This is a genomic window from Vogesella aquatica (assembly GCF_028548455.1).
Taxonomy (GTDB): Bacteria; Pseudomonadota; Gammaproteobacteria; order Burkholderiales; family Chromobacteriaceae; genus Vogesella; species Vogesella aquatica.
On sequence record NZ_JAQQLF010000015.1, the window covers coordinates 41,123 to 57,518 of the forward strand.

The 16,396-nt window shown below is 68.0% G+C and carries 11 protein-coding genes and 1 tRNA gene; 6 read left to right on the forward strand and 6 right to left on the reverse strand.

All coding sequences use genetic code 11. The features are described 5' to 3' along the window. Positions 1-8: 8 nt before the first annotated feature. Positions 9-83: transfer RNA gene (locus PQU95_RS12555), tRNA-Arg, on the forward strand. A gap of 190 nt (positions 84-273) precedes the next feature. Then, entirely contained in the window at positions 274-1,107 is an 834-nt protein-coding gene (locus PQU95_RS12560; RefSeq protein ID WP_272752342.1) for a DUF3025 domain-containing protein, read from the forward strand. Here the strand turns inward: PQU95_RS12560 and PQU95_RS12565 are convergent. After that, a complete protein-coding gene (locus tag PQU95_RS12565) occupies positions 1,053-2,258 on the reverse strand; it encodes a YihY family inner membrane protein (protein WP_272752343.1) in 1,206 nt (401 codons plus the stop codon). The two genes, PQU95_RS12560 and PQU95_RS12565, sit on opposite strands and share 55 nt — an antisense overlap. Before the next feature lie 61 nt (positions 2,259-2,319). Here PQU95_RS12565 and wrbA point away from each other — a divergent pair, with 61 nt between their 5' ends. After that, a complete protein-coding gene (gene wrbA / locus PQU95_RS12570) occupies positions 2,320-2,910 on the forward strand; it encodes an NAD(P)H:quinone oxidoreductase (protein ID WP_026107906.1) in 591 nt (196 codons plus the stop codon). Positions 2,911-2,918: 8 nt separating this feature from the next. Here the strand turns inward: wrbA and pbpC are convergent, their stop codons facing one another. The 5 genes from pbpC to metX form a co-directional block, all read right to left on the reverse strand. Next, the gene (pbpC, locus tag PQU95_RS12575) at positions 2,919-5,129 is read right to left on the reverse strand and encodes a penicillin-binding protein 1C (RefSeq protein ID WP_272752344.1); all 2,211 of its coding nucleotides are present in this window, start codon (positions 5,127-5,129) and stop codon (positions 2,919-2,921) included. Continuing rightward, positions 5,119-10,797 carry an alpha-2-macroglobulin family protein gene (locus PQU95_RS12580; protein WP_272752345.1) on the reverse strand — a complete coding sequence of 1,893 codons (5,679 nt, stop codon included), beginning with the start codon at positions 10,795-10,797 and terminating at the stop codon, positions 5,119-5,121. The genes pbpC and PQU95_RS12580 overlap by 11 nt, the downstream gene beginning before the upstream one ends. Before the next feature lie 143 nt (positions 10,798-10,940). Beyond that, on the reverse strand, positions 10,941-12,620 hold the full coding sequence (locus PQU95_RS12585) for an AmpG family muropeptide MFS transporter (RefSeq protein WP_272752346.1): 1,680 nt from the start codon (positions 12,618-12,620) through the stop codon (positions 10,941-10,943). A gap of 64 nt (positions 12,621-12,684) precedes the next feature. Further along, entirely contained in the window at positions 12,685-13,284 is a 600-nt protein-coding gene (gene metW, locus PQU95_RS12590) for a methionine biosynthesis protein MetW (RefSeq protein ID WP_272752347.1), read from the reverse strand. Continuing rightward, positions 13,281-14,423 carry a homoserine O-succinyltransferase MetX gene (gene metX, locus PQU95_RS12595; protein ID WP_272752348.1) on the reverse strand — a complete coding sequence of 381 codons (1,143 nt, stop codon included), beginning with the start codon at positions 14,421-14,423 and terminating at the stop codon, positions 13,281-13,283. Before metX ends, metW begins: the two co-directional genes overlap by 4 nt. A 180-nt stretch (positions 14,424-14,603) precedes the next feature. Between metX and PQU95_RS12600 the strand changes: the two genes are divergently transcribed. The 3 genes from PQU95_RS12600 to msrQ all read left to right on the forward strand — a co-directional run bounded on the left by PQU95_RS12600 (position 14,604) and on the right by msrQ (position 16,395). Beyond that, complete coding sequence (locus PQU95_RS12600; RefSeq protein ID WP_272752349.1) at positions 14,604-14,783, forward strand: protein MIGRI; 180 nt, start codon at positions 14,604-14,606, stop codon at positions 14,781-14,783. Between the two features lie 77 nt (positions 14,784-14,860). Next, positions 14,861-15,769: a protein-methionine-sulfoxide reductase catalytic subunit MsrP gene (gene msrP / locus PQU95_RS12605; RefSeq protein ID WP_272752350.1), complete on the forward strand. Its 909-nt coding sequence runs from the start codon at positions 14,861-14,863 to the stop codon at positions 15,767-15,769. Next, positions 15,769-16,395 (forward strand): protein-methionine-sulfoxide reductase heme-binding subunit MsrQ, encoded by a 627-nt coding sequence (msrQ, locus tag PQU95_RS12610; RefSeq protein WP_272752351.1) that lies wholly within the window; start codon positions 15,769-15,771, stop codon positions 16,393-16,395. Before msrP ends, msrQ begins: the two co-directional genes overlap by 1 nt. The last annotated feature ends 1 nt before the right edge of the window (position 16,396 follow it).

Here is a 16,396-nt window from a genome sequence, read left to right on the forward strand (position 1 = left end):
TTCTGGCTGTCCCTGTAGTTAAATGGATATAACGGCCCCCTCCTAAGGGGCAGTTCTGGGTTCGATTCCCGGCGGGGGCGCCACCCCGACCTGCACGCCACCCCGCCGGGTGGCGTTTGTCTTTCCGAATACGGAGTCATACACATGAACCTGCTGCAACGCCTTGCCCTGCTCGCCGTCATCGGCGTGGTACTGTCTGTCGCCATCCACCACCTTACCCGTCCGCAAGCTGCGGCCAACGTTGCCGCCAGCCAGGCACAGTAAGCCCGCGCCATGCGCATGATCGCCCAGGGCTGCCTGCCCGCCGGCTTTGCACCGTGGCCGGCACACCCGCTGTACCGCAGCCTGGCGCCGTGGCAGGCGCTGCAGCCGCAGGGTTGGCCGCAACAGGCCGACTTCGACCGCCTGACCGCCCACGCCCGGGCGCTTGGCCAGGCGCTGCCGCCGGGGCTACGCTTTGCCTGCGACCTCGACCCTACGCTGTACTACGAAATGCACATCGGCGCCCACGGCGAGGTACCCACCCGCACGCAAAACTGGCACGACTGGTTTGGCGCGCTGGCGTGGTTGTCGTGGCCGCGCAGCAAAACTGCACTGAACGATCGCCACGTACGCGCCATTGAACGCGGCGAGGTGGGCCGCGGCCCGTTCCGCGACGCGGCCACGCTGCTGGATGAATGCGGGGTGATCGTGCCGGTGGCCGACCCGGCGCTGGCTGCCGCGCTGCAGGGCATGGACTGGCAGACGCTGCTGGTGACGCACGCCGACGCCTGGGGCACGCGCATCGACACCCACGTGCTGGGCCACGCGCTGTTCGAACAGGGGCTGGCCATGCACATTGGCTGGTGCGGCAAGGCGCTGCTGCTGCCGGTTGAGCCGGCATTCTTTACGCTGGACTACGCGCAGCGCCAGCAACAGCTGGACGCGCGCCTGGCCGCCCTGCTGCAGGACGACAGCTGGCTGACCCGCCCGCGCGAACTGCTGCCGCTACCGCTGCTGGGCCTGCCCGGCTGGTGGCCGCAACAGGACGCGGCCTTCTACGCCAATACCGCTTACTTCCGCCCCACACGGCGGGCAAACGCCGCCACCGAGACCTCGCCCAGCTGAGCCATGGTGCTGCCCAGCAGCGCTTCTACCTCGGCGGCGATCTCGTCGTCCTGCGCGTGCTGCTCCGGCCGGTACACAAACAGGCGGAACAGCTCGGCCAGGTCGATCTGCTCGGCGCGGCGCAGCAGCGCCCAGCCATCGCGCGCGCCGCGCTGCACGTAACCGGCTTGCGCCAGCCGGTCCAGCACGCTGCCCAGCTCGTCGTAGCCCACTTTTACCTCGCGGCGCAGGTCTTCCGGCCGCAGCGCGCGGCCTTCGTCCTGGGCGCGATCCAGCATCACCAGCACCTCTACCGCGTCCAGGAAGCGGCGGCGCGGCTCGTTGCGGCGCTGCCAGGCGCCGCCTTCCCAGTACGAGAACGACGCCGTCAGCACCGCCCCGGCCAGCACCACCAGCCACAGGCAGAACAGCCACAGCAGCAGGATAGGCACGCTGGCAAAGGCACCGTACACCAGCTGGTAGCTGGCAATCTGGCCGATGTAAAAGCCGAAGCCCAGCTTGGTGACTTCCAGCAACACGGCAGTGAGCAGGCCGCCCAGCATGGCGTGTTTTACCGGCACGTAGCGGTTGGGCACGATGCGGAACACCAGCGCCAGCACCAGCATGGTCAGCGTCACGCTGCCCACCGATTGCAGCGTGTCGTCCAGCAGCGGCGAAATGCGCTCGATATGCGTCAGCTTGAATAGCAAGCGCCAGCCCAGCAGGCCGCCGCCCAGCGCCAGCGGCCCCAGCGTCAGCACCGTCCAGTACACCATGCTCTGCTGCAGCCACGGCCGCGCGCGGCGCACGCCCCAGATGCTGTTGAAGGTGCGTTCCACCGTAGCCATCAGCATCAGCGAGGTGGCGCCCAGCATCACGATACCGGCGGCGGTGAGCTTTTCGGCGTTATCGGCAAACTGGCGCATGTATACCGAGATCACCTTGCCGGCGAATTCCGGCACCAGCGTGGACAGCAGCATCACCTTGAAGCGGGTGCTGTAGTCGGAAAACACCGGAAACGCCGACATCACGGTAATGGCAATAGTCAGCAGCGGCACCAGTGCCAGCAGCGTGGTAAAGGTGAGGCTGCCGGCCACCTGCATCACGCGCTGTTGCGCCAGCCGGCGGCGCAGGAAGGCAGCAAAGCCCCAGAAAGACAATGGCTTGGTCACGATAAGTCTGCAATGTCAGGTAAAATTTTCAGATCCGCAATGTTAACCGATAGGAATGACCATGCAGGAAATTCTGGTGCTCTACTACAGCCAGCACGGCGCCACGCGCGAGCTGGCACGCCTGATTGCCCGCGGCATCGATAGCGTGGAAGGCTGCCGCGCCCGCCTGCGCACCGTGCCCAAGGTGTCCACCGTGTGCGAAGCCACCGCCCCGGCGGTGCCGGACAGCGGCGCACCGTACGTGGAGGCGCAAGACCTGGCCGAATGCAGCGGCCTGGCGCTGGGCAGCCCCACCCGCTTCGGCAATATGGCCGCCGCGATGAAATACTTTCTGGACGGCACCGCCCCGCAGTGGATGCAGGGCACGCTGGCTGGCAAGCCGGCCTGCGTGTTCACCAGCAGCAGCACCCAGCACGGCGGCCAGGAAAGCACGCTGCTGACCATGATGGTGCCGCTCTTGCACCACGGCATGCTGCTGGTAGGGCTGCCGTACAGCGAGCCGGCGCTCAGCCACACCACCACCGGCGGCAGCCCCTACGGCGTGACCCACGTGGCCGGCAGCAACAACGCGCCGATCAGCGAGGATGAAAAGAAGCTGGCCATCGCCCAGGGCAAGCGCCTGGCCGAGATGGCGAAAAGGTTGGCCGCGTAAGCCTGCCGCTAACCTACGCGGGCCGGGCGCTGCGTGCCCGGCTTGGCCACCGCGCCGCGTACCTCGAAACGCACCCGCTCTACCACCTTGCCGCGGCCGTCGCGCAGCTCCAGCACGTGGCGCCCCGGCCACGGGAACCACGGCAGGCGCTCGCCGCGCCCCAGCAGGCGGCCGTCCAGCCACCACTGCGCCGCCGCTACGCCGCGTGCATGCAGCAGCAGGCGCTGGTTGGCTGGCGGCACGTCCGGGTCCACCGCGTAGATGCTGCCGCCCAGCGGCGACACGATGCCCGGCGGCTGCGCGCTGCCACGCGGCTGGCCGGTAATCAGCGTGCGCTCGGTACCAGCCAGAAAATACTCCTGCCGCATCGCTTCTTCGCCACCGGCGTAGCGCACGCGGCGCTGGCTCACCCCGGCCGGCGGCGTGGGCGGTAGCGATGGCCGGCCGCGCTGCAACCAGTCCATTACCCCCTGCCACACCGGCGCCGCCCCGTGCATGCCGGACACATCCCACATCGGTTCGCCGCTGGCGTTGCCCACCCACACCGCCACCGTGTAGTGGCGGCTGTAGCCGATGGCCCAGTTGTCGCGCATGTCCTTGCTGGTACCGGTTTTCACCGCGCTCCAGTAGCGGGTGGACAGCACGCTTTCCAGCCCGAAGGTGCGCGCCCGCGCGCTGCGGTCGGCCAGCATGTCGCTGACGATGAAGCTGGACGCCGCGTCCAGCTGGCGTTGCAGCGTGGCCGGCGGCTGTGCCAGCGTCCAGCGCGGCGGGCTGTACAGCCCGCCTTGCGCCAGCGTGCGGTAGGCGTTGGCCAGCTCGATCAGCCGTACGTCGGCCGCACCCAGCGCCAGGCTGTAGCCGTAGTAGTCGCCGTCCTGCTGCAGGCTGTGCAGCCCCAGCGCGTACAGGCGGTCGCGCAGCGCAGTGGGGCCGACCATGGTGATGGTGCGTACCGCGGGGATGTTGAGCGAAGCGCCCAGCGCACTGCGCACCGACACCGGGCCCTTGAAGTCGCGCGCGTAGTTTTGCGGCGCGTACAGGCCGGCGGCGGTTTGCAGGTCCAGCGGGCTGTCGTCCAGCAGGCTGGCCGCGGTCAGGTAATGCTGCTGCAGCGCCAGCTGGTACAGGAAGGGCTTCAGCGTGGAGCCGGCCTGGCGCAAGGCGGTGACACCATCCACGTTGGCCGCAGCGGATAAGGCGCCGCTGGAGCCCACCCAGGCCAGGATGTCGCCGCTGGCGTTGTCCAGCACCAGCAAGGCGCCGTCTTGCACATTGCGCTGGCGCAGCGCCAGCAGGTGGCGCTGTAGCAAGGCGCTGGCGAAGCGCTGCAATGGCGCATCCAGCGTACTGCGCAGCACGCTGCCGGCCGCCTGCGGCTGCTGTTGCAATAGTTTTTGGGCGAAGTGCGACGCCAGCTGCGCCTGTGTATCCACCACCGGCAGCCGGCGCGCCAGCGCCTGGCGGGTCTGGATGCTGGCGCGGTCGCAATCGCGCTGCAGCGTGGCGTCCGGCGGCGGCGGGCGGCGCTGCTGGCGGGCAGTGTCCAGCGCCATGTCGCGCAGGATGCCGCAGGCGCGGGCGGCTACCCGCTCCGGCCCGGCGTTGGGGCCGCGCAGCAGGGCCACGATGATGGCTGACTCCTGCCGGTTCAACCCCTGCGGCCACTTGCCGAACAGCGCGCGCGACACCGCCGGCAGCCCCACCAACTCGCCGCGAAAGCTCACCAGGTTCAGGTAGGCTTCCAGGATCTCGTCCTTGCGCCACTGCTTTTCCAGCGCGCTGGCCGACCAGGTCTGGCCCAGCTTCTGCCACAGGCTGCGCCCGCCGCTGCCGGCTTTCAGGTCGGCGTCCAGCAAGCCGGCCAGCTGCATGGTGAGGGTGGACGCGCCACGGGTGCGGCTGTGCCACAGGTTGCCCCAGGCCGCCGCAGCCACGCCGGACCAGTCCACGCCGCTGTGCTGGTAAAAGCGGCGGTCTTCCGACAGCAGCAGCGCGTAACGCAGCGGCGCCGAGGTATCGGCTAGCCGCAGCCAGTCCAGCCGCAGCGCGCGTTTGTCCTGCCGTACGCGCTGCAGTGGCGTGCCGTGGCGGTCCAGCACGATCACGTCCGACGGCCGCCACGCGGCGCGTACCTCGGCAAAGCCGGGGTTGGCCGCCACCGGCTGGGCGACGGCCAACCCTGCCAGCCACAGCCCGATCATGGCCTTAGCGCGCACCGGCCACCTCGAACGGCGCATTGGCCAGCATGCCGAACACGCCCGGCGCGTACATCGCCTCGACCCGCGTCGGCGGTAGCTGGAAGCGGCCCGGCGTGTTCAGCCGTACCGTGTATTCCACCGTCAGCGCGCCGCGCGGCAGGTAGCGGTAATAGGCGCGGTAGTTGCCCGGCAGGCGTTCGATATAGTCGGCCCAGCCGTTGCCGCGCTCGCGCGCCTGCGCCACGGCGATGGCCGAGTCGTTGCCCAGCCCGCTACCCAGAATGCTGGCACCGGCCGGCACCGGGTCGTCCACCACCACCCAGCCCATGTCGGCCTGGGCGTCGATCCGCAGTGTCACCTTCATCACGTCGCCGGGGCGGTATTCGCCGGACACCTGCTGGCTGACCGGCGTCAGCGTCTTGCTGATGCGGTAGCCGGCGCTACGCTCGCCGCTGAACTTCACCGCGGCCAACGCTTCCACCGTGGCCCACGGCGCGCCGCTGCCCTGGTGCGCCAGCGTCAGCGTGCCCTTGCCGCCCGCCGGCCACGGCAAGAGCGGCAAACGCTGCGGGGTATCGGTGGGGCTGAGGCTGACCTGACGGCCGCCCAGCGTGACGCTGCTGCTGCCGCTGACCGGCACGCTTTCGTACTGGCGCGAGAACTGCGCCACCGCCAGGCTGCCCCACAGGTTGGCCGTGGTGCCCTGCCAGTGGCCGCGCTGCTGGCGCGCCAGCAGGCCGGTGAGCAGGCGCGGCACGTCGGCCTGCCAGTCCGGCAGCGTGCTGGCCAGCAACAGCAGGCGGGCAGCGTTCTGGTTGGCGCTACCCATCAGCCACCAAGCGTTGTCGTCGGCCTCGCTGCTGAACACCAGCCGCGTGCCCTGATAGCTGAGGCGGCTGCGCAGCAGCTGGCCGGCCTGCGCCATGGCAGCGGCACGGTTGGCCGCCGCCGGCGTGCGCTGCAGCAGCTCCAGCCAGTCGATCAGCATGGCGGTGCTGTAGCGCTGCGTCTGGCCGTCCAGCACCTCCAGCATGGCCGGCTGCAGTTTGCCGTGGCGTGCCAATGCCAGCATGGCCGATAGCAGCCGCGCGTCGCGGTGCTGGCTGGCCAGCGGCAGCGGGCGCTGCAAACGGCCTTCCACAAAGGCGGCCAGGCCGGCCAGCATGCGCTGGCGCGGGCCTTCCGGCAGCGCTTGCCCGGCCTGATGGCTTACTTGCAGCAAGTAGGCGGTCAGTACGTCGCTGCCCCACGGCCCACTGCCTTCCGACAGCGGGAAGTACGCGGCCAGGCCGTCGCTGTCGAGGTACAGCGGCAGCTCTTTACCCAACGCGTCCCACTGCGCGGCATTGGCGGTGCCCAGCGCACGCGACGCGCGTTGCTCCAGGCAGCTGTACGGGTATTGCTCGAACCAGCGTTGCACCCCCGGCAGGCTGCTGCCCAAGCGCGATTGCAGACTCACGCTGACCCCGCCGCGCCCCGGCAAGGCGCCGGCCGGCAGGCCCACCGGCAGCGTTTGCGCCGCGTCCAGCCGCAGCAGCGTGGCCTGCTCTACCGTCACCGGTACTGCCGGCGCCACCTGCTGGCGGAAAGCCAGCCGGTCGCTGCCCTTGCCGGCCACCGCCTGCGCGCTGATCACCCAGTCCAGCGTGTCGATGCCGGCCGGCACCGTGAACGGCCAGCGCAGTTCGCGTGCTTCGCCCGCCGGCAGGCTGATGCGCTGCGGCGGCAGCTTCTGGCTACCGGCGCTGGCGGCCACGTCCAGTGTCAGCGCCTTGTCGCTGCCGTTGCGCACGGTGACGGTGGCGGCCAGCTGGTCGCCCTCGCGCACCAGCGCCGGCAGGCCGTTGCTGATCTGCACGTCCTGCACCACGTCCACGTCGGCCTGGCCGGTGCCGAAGAAATGGCTGCCCACGTCGGCCACTGCCACCAGGCGGAAGCGGGTCAGCGCGTCGTTCAGCGGCACGTCAAGGTTGGCCGCACCGTTAGCGTCCAGCACCACCGACGGCCGCCACAGCAGCAGCGTGTCCAGCAGCTCGCGCGTGGGCGCCTGGCCGCCACCACCGCCCGGCGGCAGCGCCTTGCGGCCGTAGTGGCGCTTGCCGACTACCTCCAGCTGCGCGGTAGCGGTGTCCACGCCGTAGCTGCGGCGCTGGTACATCGCCTCCATCAGCTGCCAGCTGTTATTCGGTTGCAGGCGTAGCAGCGCTTCGTCCACCGCGGCAAACGCCACCTCGCTACCGGCGGGCGCCGGCTTGCCGTCCGGCATGCGCACCTGGATGCGCACCGGCACCGTTTCGCGGATGCCGTAACGGCTGCGCTGCGGTGTCACCGTTACCTGCAGGCGGCGCGCCTTGTCGCCGACCTCGATCTCGGCCACGCCGTATTTGAACGCCGGCCGCGACAGGTCCACCATGCTGGACGGTGGCGTGTAGTCGCTGCCCTCATGCCAGTAGGCGTCCCACCACTCCACCGGCGTTTTCCAGCCCCAGGTAAAGAACGAGTACCACGGCACGTCACGCACGCGGCCGCGCACCGCCAGCACCGACACGTACACGTTCGGCCCCCAGCCCTCGCCCACTTTCAGCTCGACCACCGGCGACTTGCCTTCCAGCTGCAGCACGCGGGTGTCGATGATGCCTTCGCGCTCGATGGCCAGCCACACGGTGGCCTTGCGGAACGGCATGCGCACCTGGAAGCGCGCGGTATCGCCGGGGTTGTAGCTGCGCTGCTCCGGCAGCAGGTCGATGCGGTCGTTGTCGGCCACGTCGAACCACACCTCGTCGTGACGGCTGACCCACACCTGCTGCGCCGCGCGCGCGGTATGGCCTTTGTCGTCGTCGACTTCGGCAATCACTTCCAGATTGCCTTCTTCCTTGGGCGACAGCTCGCAGACCAGCAGGCCGCTGGCGTCGGTGGTGCCGCTGCACAGCTTGCCCTCGTCGCTGCGCTCGTGCGTGTGCTCCCAGGCGTAAAAACCGCCCACCAGCCGTTTGCGGCTGGACAGGTAATGGTGGCTGGCCAGGCGCAGCGTGACCTTGCGGCCAACTTGCGGCTTGCCCAGCGTGTCCAGCACCACGGTTTTGACGCTCAGCGTGCGGCCCACCGAGACCCAGTCGTCCACCGCCACGCCCACCTGCAGCGCCGCCGGCCACAGCGGCACCATGCGCGACAGGGTCTGCGTTTCGCCGGACGGGTCGCGCAGGCTGGCTTCGGCCAGCAGCCAGTACGGGCGGTCCAGCGCCGGCAGCTTGTCGATGGCCAGCTTGCCGTTGCCGTTGCCGTCCAGCTGCAGCGGGGCTTTGTCGAGCACCACCTTGCCGTCCAGCTTGTTGCGCTCGGCCTCGTCCTCGTCGCCGCCCTGCGGCGGGTTGAAGCTGAAACCGTCGTAGCCACGCGGCTGCTCGTAGCGCGCTTGCAGCATGGCGCTCACTTGCAGCGGCCAGTTGCGCGCCGCGCCGCCGTTGCCCCAGGCCAGGTTGACGCTAAGCGGTAGCCGCTCGGCGGCAATGCCGGCGCCGGCCGGGTAGCCGATGCGCCCGCTCATCACCGGCAGGCGGAACGCCTCCACGCGGAAGTTGCCGCTGTACAGCTCGTAGCCGTCCAGCGCCAGCGATGCGGCTTGGTGGTCGCCGCTACTGCGGCTGCCCTTGCGCAGCAGGTAGATGCTGTATTCGCCCAGCTTGGCGGCCTTGGGCAGGGTGAAGCTGGTTTCGGCGTAGCGGCCACGGCGCCATTGCAGCGGCAGCACGAACTCGTCGTCGCTGGCATCGTGCTTGATGCGCACGCTTTGCGGCAGCTCGCCGGCTTTCAGCAGCGCCAGACCGCGGCTGTTCTGTACCCGCAGCAGGTGCTTCATCGATACCATCTCGCCGGCACGCAGCAGGCTGCGGTCCAGAATGCTGTGCGCCACCACCGACGGCTGCTCGCCGCTGCTGGTGGGGAACGGGAAGCGCCAGCTTTCGATGCCGCGGTTCCAGCCGCTACGCACGAAAGACACGTCCTCGCTGCCGTCGGCAAGTTTCAGGCGCGCGGTGACAAACAGGCCGTCCAGGCTTTCCGGCCCGTCGCACTGGGCTTCCGGCAGCGGCTTGGCGATGCGCGCCACGCCGTCCTTGCCGGTGCGGCCCTGCCACAGCAGCGTTTCGCGGCAGTCGTACACGCTGACCAGCGCGTCGGCTTGCGGCACGGCGCGGTCCAGCGAGGTGACCCACACCGCGGCGTTTTCCGGCGAGCGCTTCAGGTGTACCGCCAGGTTGGTCACCAGCGCCGCGCTGCGCACGTACATCGGTGCCGCTTTGCCCAGCAAGGCGCGGCCCAGCAGCTGCGATTCGATTTCCACCACGTGCAGGCCACGTTGCGGCAGCGGAATGCCCACCACCTCGAACGGCCAGCGCCCTTTGGCGTCCGGCTGCGCCGGCAGCGACAGCTTGTGCGCCTGCGGCAGTTTTTTCAGCAGCGACAGGCGGCGGCTTTCCACCTCCTTGCCCTGGCCTTGCGGCAGCGTGCTTTCGTGGTAGCGCAGTACCTTGCCCAGCCAGCGCATCATGTTGCGGTCGTCGCGCGCCAGCACGCCCTGGCCGGTAAGCGACACGCTGCGCAGCGGCAGCGCGGCTTCCACGCCGCGCAGCGTCACCGGCAGGCTGGCGTCGCTGCCGGCTTCGATAATGCCGAACGGCGCGGCGGCAAACTTGGCCAGCGGCGGAAAGTCGCCAATGCGCACGGCCAGCGGAAACTTGGCGGCGTTCACCAGCTTGCGGCCAACCTCGTCCACCAGGCCGTCGGGTAGCTGCAGCTGCAGCGTCTGCTGCGGGGTAAACGGCGGCTTGAACTGGATGCTGTCTACCGGCTCGCCGCGCTGGCCGTCCAGCTGCGGCGTGCGGGCCTTGGCCTCGCCCTCCCCTTGCAGGCGGATGGCGGCGGCCTGCGCCGCCGGCACCGGCGAGCTGAACACCAGGCTGATGGGTTTGAACGGGATGCAGGCTCCGCGCGCGTTGTCACGGCTGCAGCTGAGGGTAGCGCTGAACGGCGGGCGCACGCGGAAATCCAGCCGCTCGGCTTCGCCGGGGCGCGGGTTGTGCAGCGACACCTTGCTGTCGGCCGACAGACGTTGGCCGCAGCGCAGCGTCAGCACGCTGGCGGCGTCTTTTTCCAGCTTCAGGTGCTGCAGCAGGCGCTGACGCTCGGCGGCGGGCAGCGGCAGCAGCGGCAGGCGTTCGGCCAGCGCCGAGCTCTGGCAGTACAGGCCGGGCAGGCTGCTGCGGCGGGCGTTCAGGCGCAGCACGAAAGCCTGGTCTTCCTCGATGCGCTCGCCATCCTGCGGCCAACTCTGCACGATGCTGGGCGCGCCGGCGGCAAACTGGTAGCTGGCTGGCGCCAGCGCCACGCCCTGCACATCTTTCAGCCCGCTCTTGAGGCTGAAGCGGCAACGGGTGTCGGCGTCCGGCACCGTGCGCAGGTCCAGCACCCAGCTCTTGTCGTCCACCCAGTGGCCGCTACCGTCCAGCCGGCAGTCCCACTGCAGCGGCGCGGCGGCCTGGCTGTCGCCCAGGCGCACCATGGGGGTGCTGAAGCTGATGCGCACCTGTTGCGGCGCCTTCACCTCGCCTTGCGGGCTGAAGGTGGCCACGCCGGCGGCATGGCTGAACAAGGGGGCCAGCAGCAGCGCGCCGGCAAGCAGGGTTTTCATGATGGAGGCCCGGAAAATGCAGGCCGCCATTATCCCCGACATTCACCCGGCATGTGACATTTCGATAAGTAAAAGCCGGCTGGCGGGCAAGAAAATGCCGCCCGCAGGCGGCATCGCGCTTTGTTTGCCTGCAACAGGGCCGGCTAATCGTCCAGCGCCACCGGCCCTTTGGGTACGTCCAGCGCCTGGATGCGCGACTTCAGCCGTGCCAGCATCAGCAGGCCAGGCAGCGCCGCGGCGGTGGAGAACAGGAAGAACGCCGGCCAGCCTATGCTTTCGGTCAGCACGCCGGCCAGCGGCCCCACCCACACGCGGCCAACGGCAGAGAAGGCCGACAGCAGCGCAAACTGGGTGGCGGTGAATTTCTGGTTGCACAACGCCATCAGGAAGGCCACGAAAGCGGCGGTGCCCATACCACTGGACAGGTTTTCCACCGCCACCGCGAACAGCAGCAGGTAGTCCACATCGCTACTGCTTTTCAGCGCCACGATCAGCCAGTCGAAAGCCGGCAGCGTAAAGCTGCCCCACGCGCCCTTACCCGATACCGCCACCAGCCAGAAGCCCAGATTGGACAGCAGCTGCAGCACGCCGAAGGCCATCAGCGAGCGGTACAGGCCCAGGCGCAGCATCAGCGCGCCACCGGCCAGCGCGCCGACGATGGTGAGCCAGATACCGATCACCTTGTTCACCACGCCAATCTCGGCCTGGGCAAAGCCGGCCCCCTTCAGCAGGAAGGTAGTAGTCAGCGCGCCGGCAAAGGCGTCGCCCAGCTTGTACAGGATGATCAGCGCCAGAAAGGCACCCGCGGCTTCCATGCTGAAGTAGTTGCCCAGCGAGCGGTTCAGCGTATCGAACCTTGCCTTTTGCGCCGCCCACCATGCCAGCGGCAGCGTGAAGGCCATGCCCAGCAGCAGCGATAGCAGATCTACCCACTTCTTCTGGTTGGGGTTGCCTTTCTTGTCGCTCTTGTCCGCCGCAGGCTTGGCGGCCTCGGCAGCTTTGGCGACTACCGCGCTGGCAACAGGCGTAGCAGGCGCAGGGTTGGCCGCAGGGCTGGCCGGTGCCTCGGCCACCGCCGGGTAGAACGGTGCCACCACACGTTCGGCCAGCGGCGCCGCCACGTGGGCGGTGAACTGGTAGCCGATGACCACCGCCAGCAGCACGGCGGCAAAGCCTTTCAGGTCGTTGCGCGCGTCGCTGACCGGCGCCACGTTGTCCTTGGGTACCGGCGGTACAAACAGCAGCGAGATGACGGCGGCGGCCAACATGATGGCGGCCATCACCTGATAGACAGTGCCCCAGCTCCAGCCGTTGCCATTGAGCGGGTCGGCCCACACCATGGCGATACCGCCGGACAGCACCATGGCCAGCCGGTAGCCGAACACGCCCAGCGACGACGCCAGGCCGCGCTCGGCCGGCTGCACCACGTCGGTACGGTAGGCGTCGATCACCACGTCCTGCGAGGCGGACAGGAAAGACAGCAGCACCGCCAGCAAGGCAAAGCCCTGCACGTCGCGGGCCGGCTGCATGCCGGACATGGCCAGCAGCACGGCGGCCAGGCCCAGCTGGGTGAGCACCAGCCAGCCACGGCGGCGGCCCAGCCACGGCGGCTCGAAGCGGTCCATCAGCGGCGCCCACAGGAACTTGAAGGTATACGGCAGCCCCACCAGGCTCAGAAAGCCGATGGTGGCCACATCGATGCCGTCCAGCGTCAGCCACGCCTGCATGGCGGTGCCGGACAGCGCCAGTGGCAAGCCGCTGGCAAAGCCCAGCACCCAGATCATCAGCATGCGCCACGCGCCCTGCTGCCGGATATCGCGCATCCGCTCCTCCCGTTTTTGTTGTTATCGATGAAAAATGGCGCCGAAGCGCCATGTCGGTTGCTGCCTAGCCGCGCGTGACGCGGTAAAACGCCAGACTGCCGCGCAGATTGGGCAAAAAGGTCACGCGGCGGCCGCCGGTCATCACCACCCGCTCCAGCACGCGCAGGCCGTTCTTGGCGCACAGTTCGTCAAAGTCGCCGAGCATACACCAGTGGATGTTGGGGGTGTTGTACCACTGGTAGGGCATGTCGTCGGACACCGGCATGCGGCCCTTGAGGATCTGCCAGCGGTTTTCCCAGTAACCGAAGTTGGGGAAGGTAACGATGGCTTCGCGGCCAACGCGCAGCATTTCCAGCAAAATCTGCTCGGTGTTGTGCATGGCCTGAATGGTTTGCGACAGCACCACGTGGTCGAAGCGCTGGTCGGCAAACTCGGCCAGGCCGGCTTCCAGGTCGCCCTGGATGGCGTTGACGTTGGCCGCCACGCAGCGCACCACATTGTTCACATCAAAGTCCACGCCGTAGGCGGACACCTGCTTGTGGGCCTGCAGCCAGGCCAGCAGGTCGCCTTCGCCGCAACCCAGGTCGAGTACGCGGCTGCCGGGGCTGACCCAGTCGGCGATCATTTGCAGGTCGGGGCGCAGGGCGGAAACGGGCTGGCTCATGCGGCAACCTCCACGGCAACGCGCTGCAGGTAGGCACGCATCAGGTTCATATAGGGTTCGTCGGTCATCAGGAAGGCATCGTGGCCGTGTACAGATTCGATTTCGGCGTAGGCCACGCGCTTGCCGGCGGCGATCAGCGCCTTCACCGTCTCGCGCGAGCGTTCCGGCGAGAAGCGCCAGTCGCTGGTAAAGCTGGCCACCAGGAAGTTGGCCGTGGCGCGCTGCAGTGCCGCCACCAGGTCGCCACCGTAATCCTTGGCCGGGTCGAAGTAGTCCAGCGCCTTGGTCATCAGCAGGTAGGTATTGGCGTCGAAGTAGTCGGAAAACTTGTCGCCCTGGTAGCGCAGGTAGCTCTCGATCTCGAACTCGACGTCGTAGCCGAACTTGTACTCGCCGGAGCGCAGCATGCGGCCGAATTTCTCGCCCATGCCGTCGTCGGACAGATAGGTGATGTGGCCCAGCATGCGCGCCAGGCGCAGGCCGCGGCGCGGGATGGTGCCCTGGGCGTAGAAGTCGCCGCCGCAGAAATCGGGGTCGGTGATGATGGCCTGGCGGGCTACGTCGTTGAAGGCGATGTTCTGCGCCGACAGCTTGGGCGCCGAGGCGATCACCAGCGCGTTGGCCACGCGCTCTGGGTAATTGATGCTCCACTGCAGCGCCTGCATGCCGCCCAGGCTGCCGCCGATCACCGCCGCCCAGCGCTCCACGCCCAGACGGTCGGCCAGGCGGGCCTGCGCCGTGACCCAGTCGGGTACTGTGACCACCGGAAAGCGCGAGCCCCACGGCTGGCCGCTGGCCGGGTCGATACTGGACGGGCCGGTACTGCCGTGGCAGCCGCCCAGGTTGTTTAGCCCGACCACAAAAAAACGGTTGGTATCGATGGGCTTGCCGGGGCCGATCATATTGTCCCACCAGCCGGCGGCTTTATCGTCTTCGCTGTAGCGGCCGGCCACATGGTGGTGGCCGGACAGCGCGTGGCAGATCAGGATGGCGTTACTGCGTGCCGCGTTCAGCTGGCCGTAGGTTTCAAACACCAGCTCGTAGCTGGGCAACACCGTACCGCCGGCAAGCGGCAGCGGTGTCTCGAACAGCGCGCGCTGCGCGCTGACAATACCGACAGAGGATGCATTACTGGACATGGTTGTCTCTTTGATAGTCGGCCAGGGGCGGGTAGCTGGGCTACGGGCGGCCTTTGCGGCTCTGCCACCCCTTTTTCAAGGCTTCTCCTAGGCAATGCTGCGATTATATAGGCATCGCTGGCTTGCGCACCTGTCCTGTCGCTGCCAATAATCGTGGCCTCTGCGCTAAGGATGCTTTTGATGATAGGTCGCCTGTTTCGTCTGGCCCTGCTATGCATGGTGCTGGTGATGGTGGTGCGCTGGCTGCTGAACCGCCAGCAGCGTGCCACCGTACACGAGTTTGTGCATACCCTGGCCATTGCCCTGCTGGTCAGCGGCGTCCTGTTTCTGGGCCTGGCACTGGCGGGGATTCGCCTGTAGCGAATTTTTCTGCGCTGGCGCTGTCAGATTCGCCCACGGTATCCGACTCATTGCCGATACCTCCTGGAGCCCACGCCATGCTGATACGCCGCGCCACCGACATCCTGCCTTCCGAGATTACCCCGCACAGTGTGTACCTGAACCGCCGCCAGTTCATGCTGGGTAGCGCGGGCCTGCTGTTACCCGTGGCGTCCATCGCCGCCCTGCCTGCCAGTAAAAGTGGCTATTCCACTGCCGAAAAGCCCAATAGCCGCCAGGACATTACCAGCTACAACAATTATTACGAGTTTGGCACCGGCAAGGACGAACCGGCCATCCACGCCGGCCGCCTGAAAACGCGGCCGTGGACGGTAGCGGTAGGCGGCGAAGCGGGCAAACCGCACAGCTTCAGCATCGAGGAACTGCTGAAGTTTCCGCTGGAAGAACGCATCTACCGCCTGCGCTGCGTGGAAGGCTGGAGCATGGTGATCCCGTGGGTGGGCTTTCCGCTGGCCAGTTTGCTCAAACAGGTGGACCCGACCAGCCGCGCCAAATACGTGGCGTTCGAAACCGCGCTGCGCCCCGGCGAGATGCCCGGCGTGGCGCGCCGCGTGCTGGACTGGCCGTACCGCGAAGGCCTGCGCATCGACGAGGCCATGCACCCGCTCACCATCCTGGCGGTAGGCTTGTATGGCGAGGCGCTGCCCGGCCAGAATGGCGCGCCGGTGCGCTTGGTGGTTCCGTGGAAGTACGGTTTCAAGAGCATCAAGTCCATCAGCCGCATCACGCTGCTGGAAAAGCAGCCGCCTACCAGCTGGAATATGGCGGCGCCCAGCGAGTACGGCTTTTACTCCAATGTGAATCCGGCGGTAGACCACCCGCGCTGGAGCCAGGCCAGCGAACGGCGCATCGGCGAGTTCCTGAAACGCAAGACGCTGCCATTCAACGGTTACGCCGACCAGGTAGCCGGCCTGTACCGCGGCATGGATCTGGTGAAAAACTTCTGATGCGGCCAACCTTGCTCTCCAACCCCAGCACGGCCACGGTTGGCCGCATCAAGGCGCTGCTGTTCGTGCTGTGCCTGCTGCCGCTGGCCATCAGCCTGTGGCAGGCTCTTGGCGGCCAGGCGGTGAACCCGGTGGAAACGCTCACCCGCGACAGCGGCAGCTGGGCGCTGAACCTGCTGCTGGCTGGCCTGGCCGTTACCCCGTTGCGCCGCCTGGGCGCGCCCGGATGGCTGCTGCGCCTGCGCCGCATGCTGGGGCTGTATGCTTTCTTTTACGCCAGCGTGCACTTGCTGATCTACCTGTGGCTGGACCAGCTGTTCGACTGGCCCGCCATCGTGCACGACATCATCAAGCGCCCGTTCATTACCGTCGGCATGGCGGCGTTTGCGCTGCTATTGCCGCTGGCCATCACCTCGACCGACGGCTGGCTGCGGCGGCTGAAGCGGCGCTGGGGCCAGCTGCACCGGCTGGTCTACCTGCTGGCGGTGCTGGCGGTGATCCACTACCTGTGGCTGGTCAAACGCGATCTCACCGAGCCGCTGTTGTACGCGGCGGTACTGGGGCTGCTGCTGGGGCTGCGGCTGTGGTGGCGCTTGCGGCCAACCATGGGGCCGCGGGTACAATAGC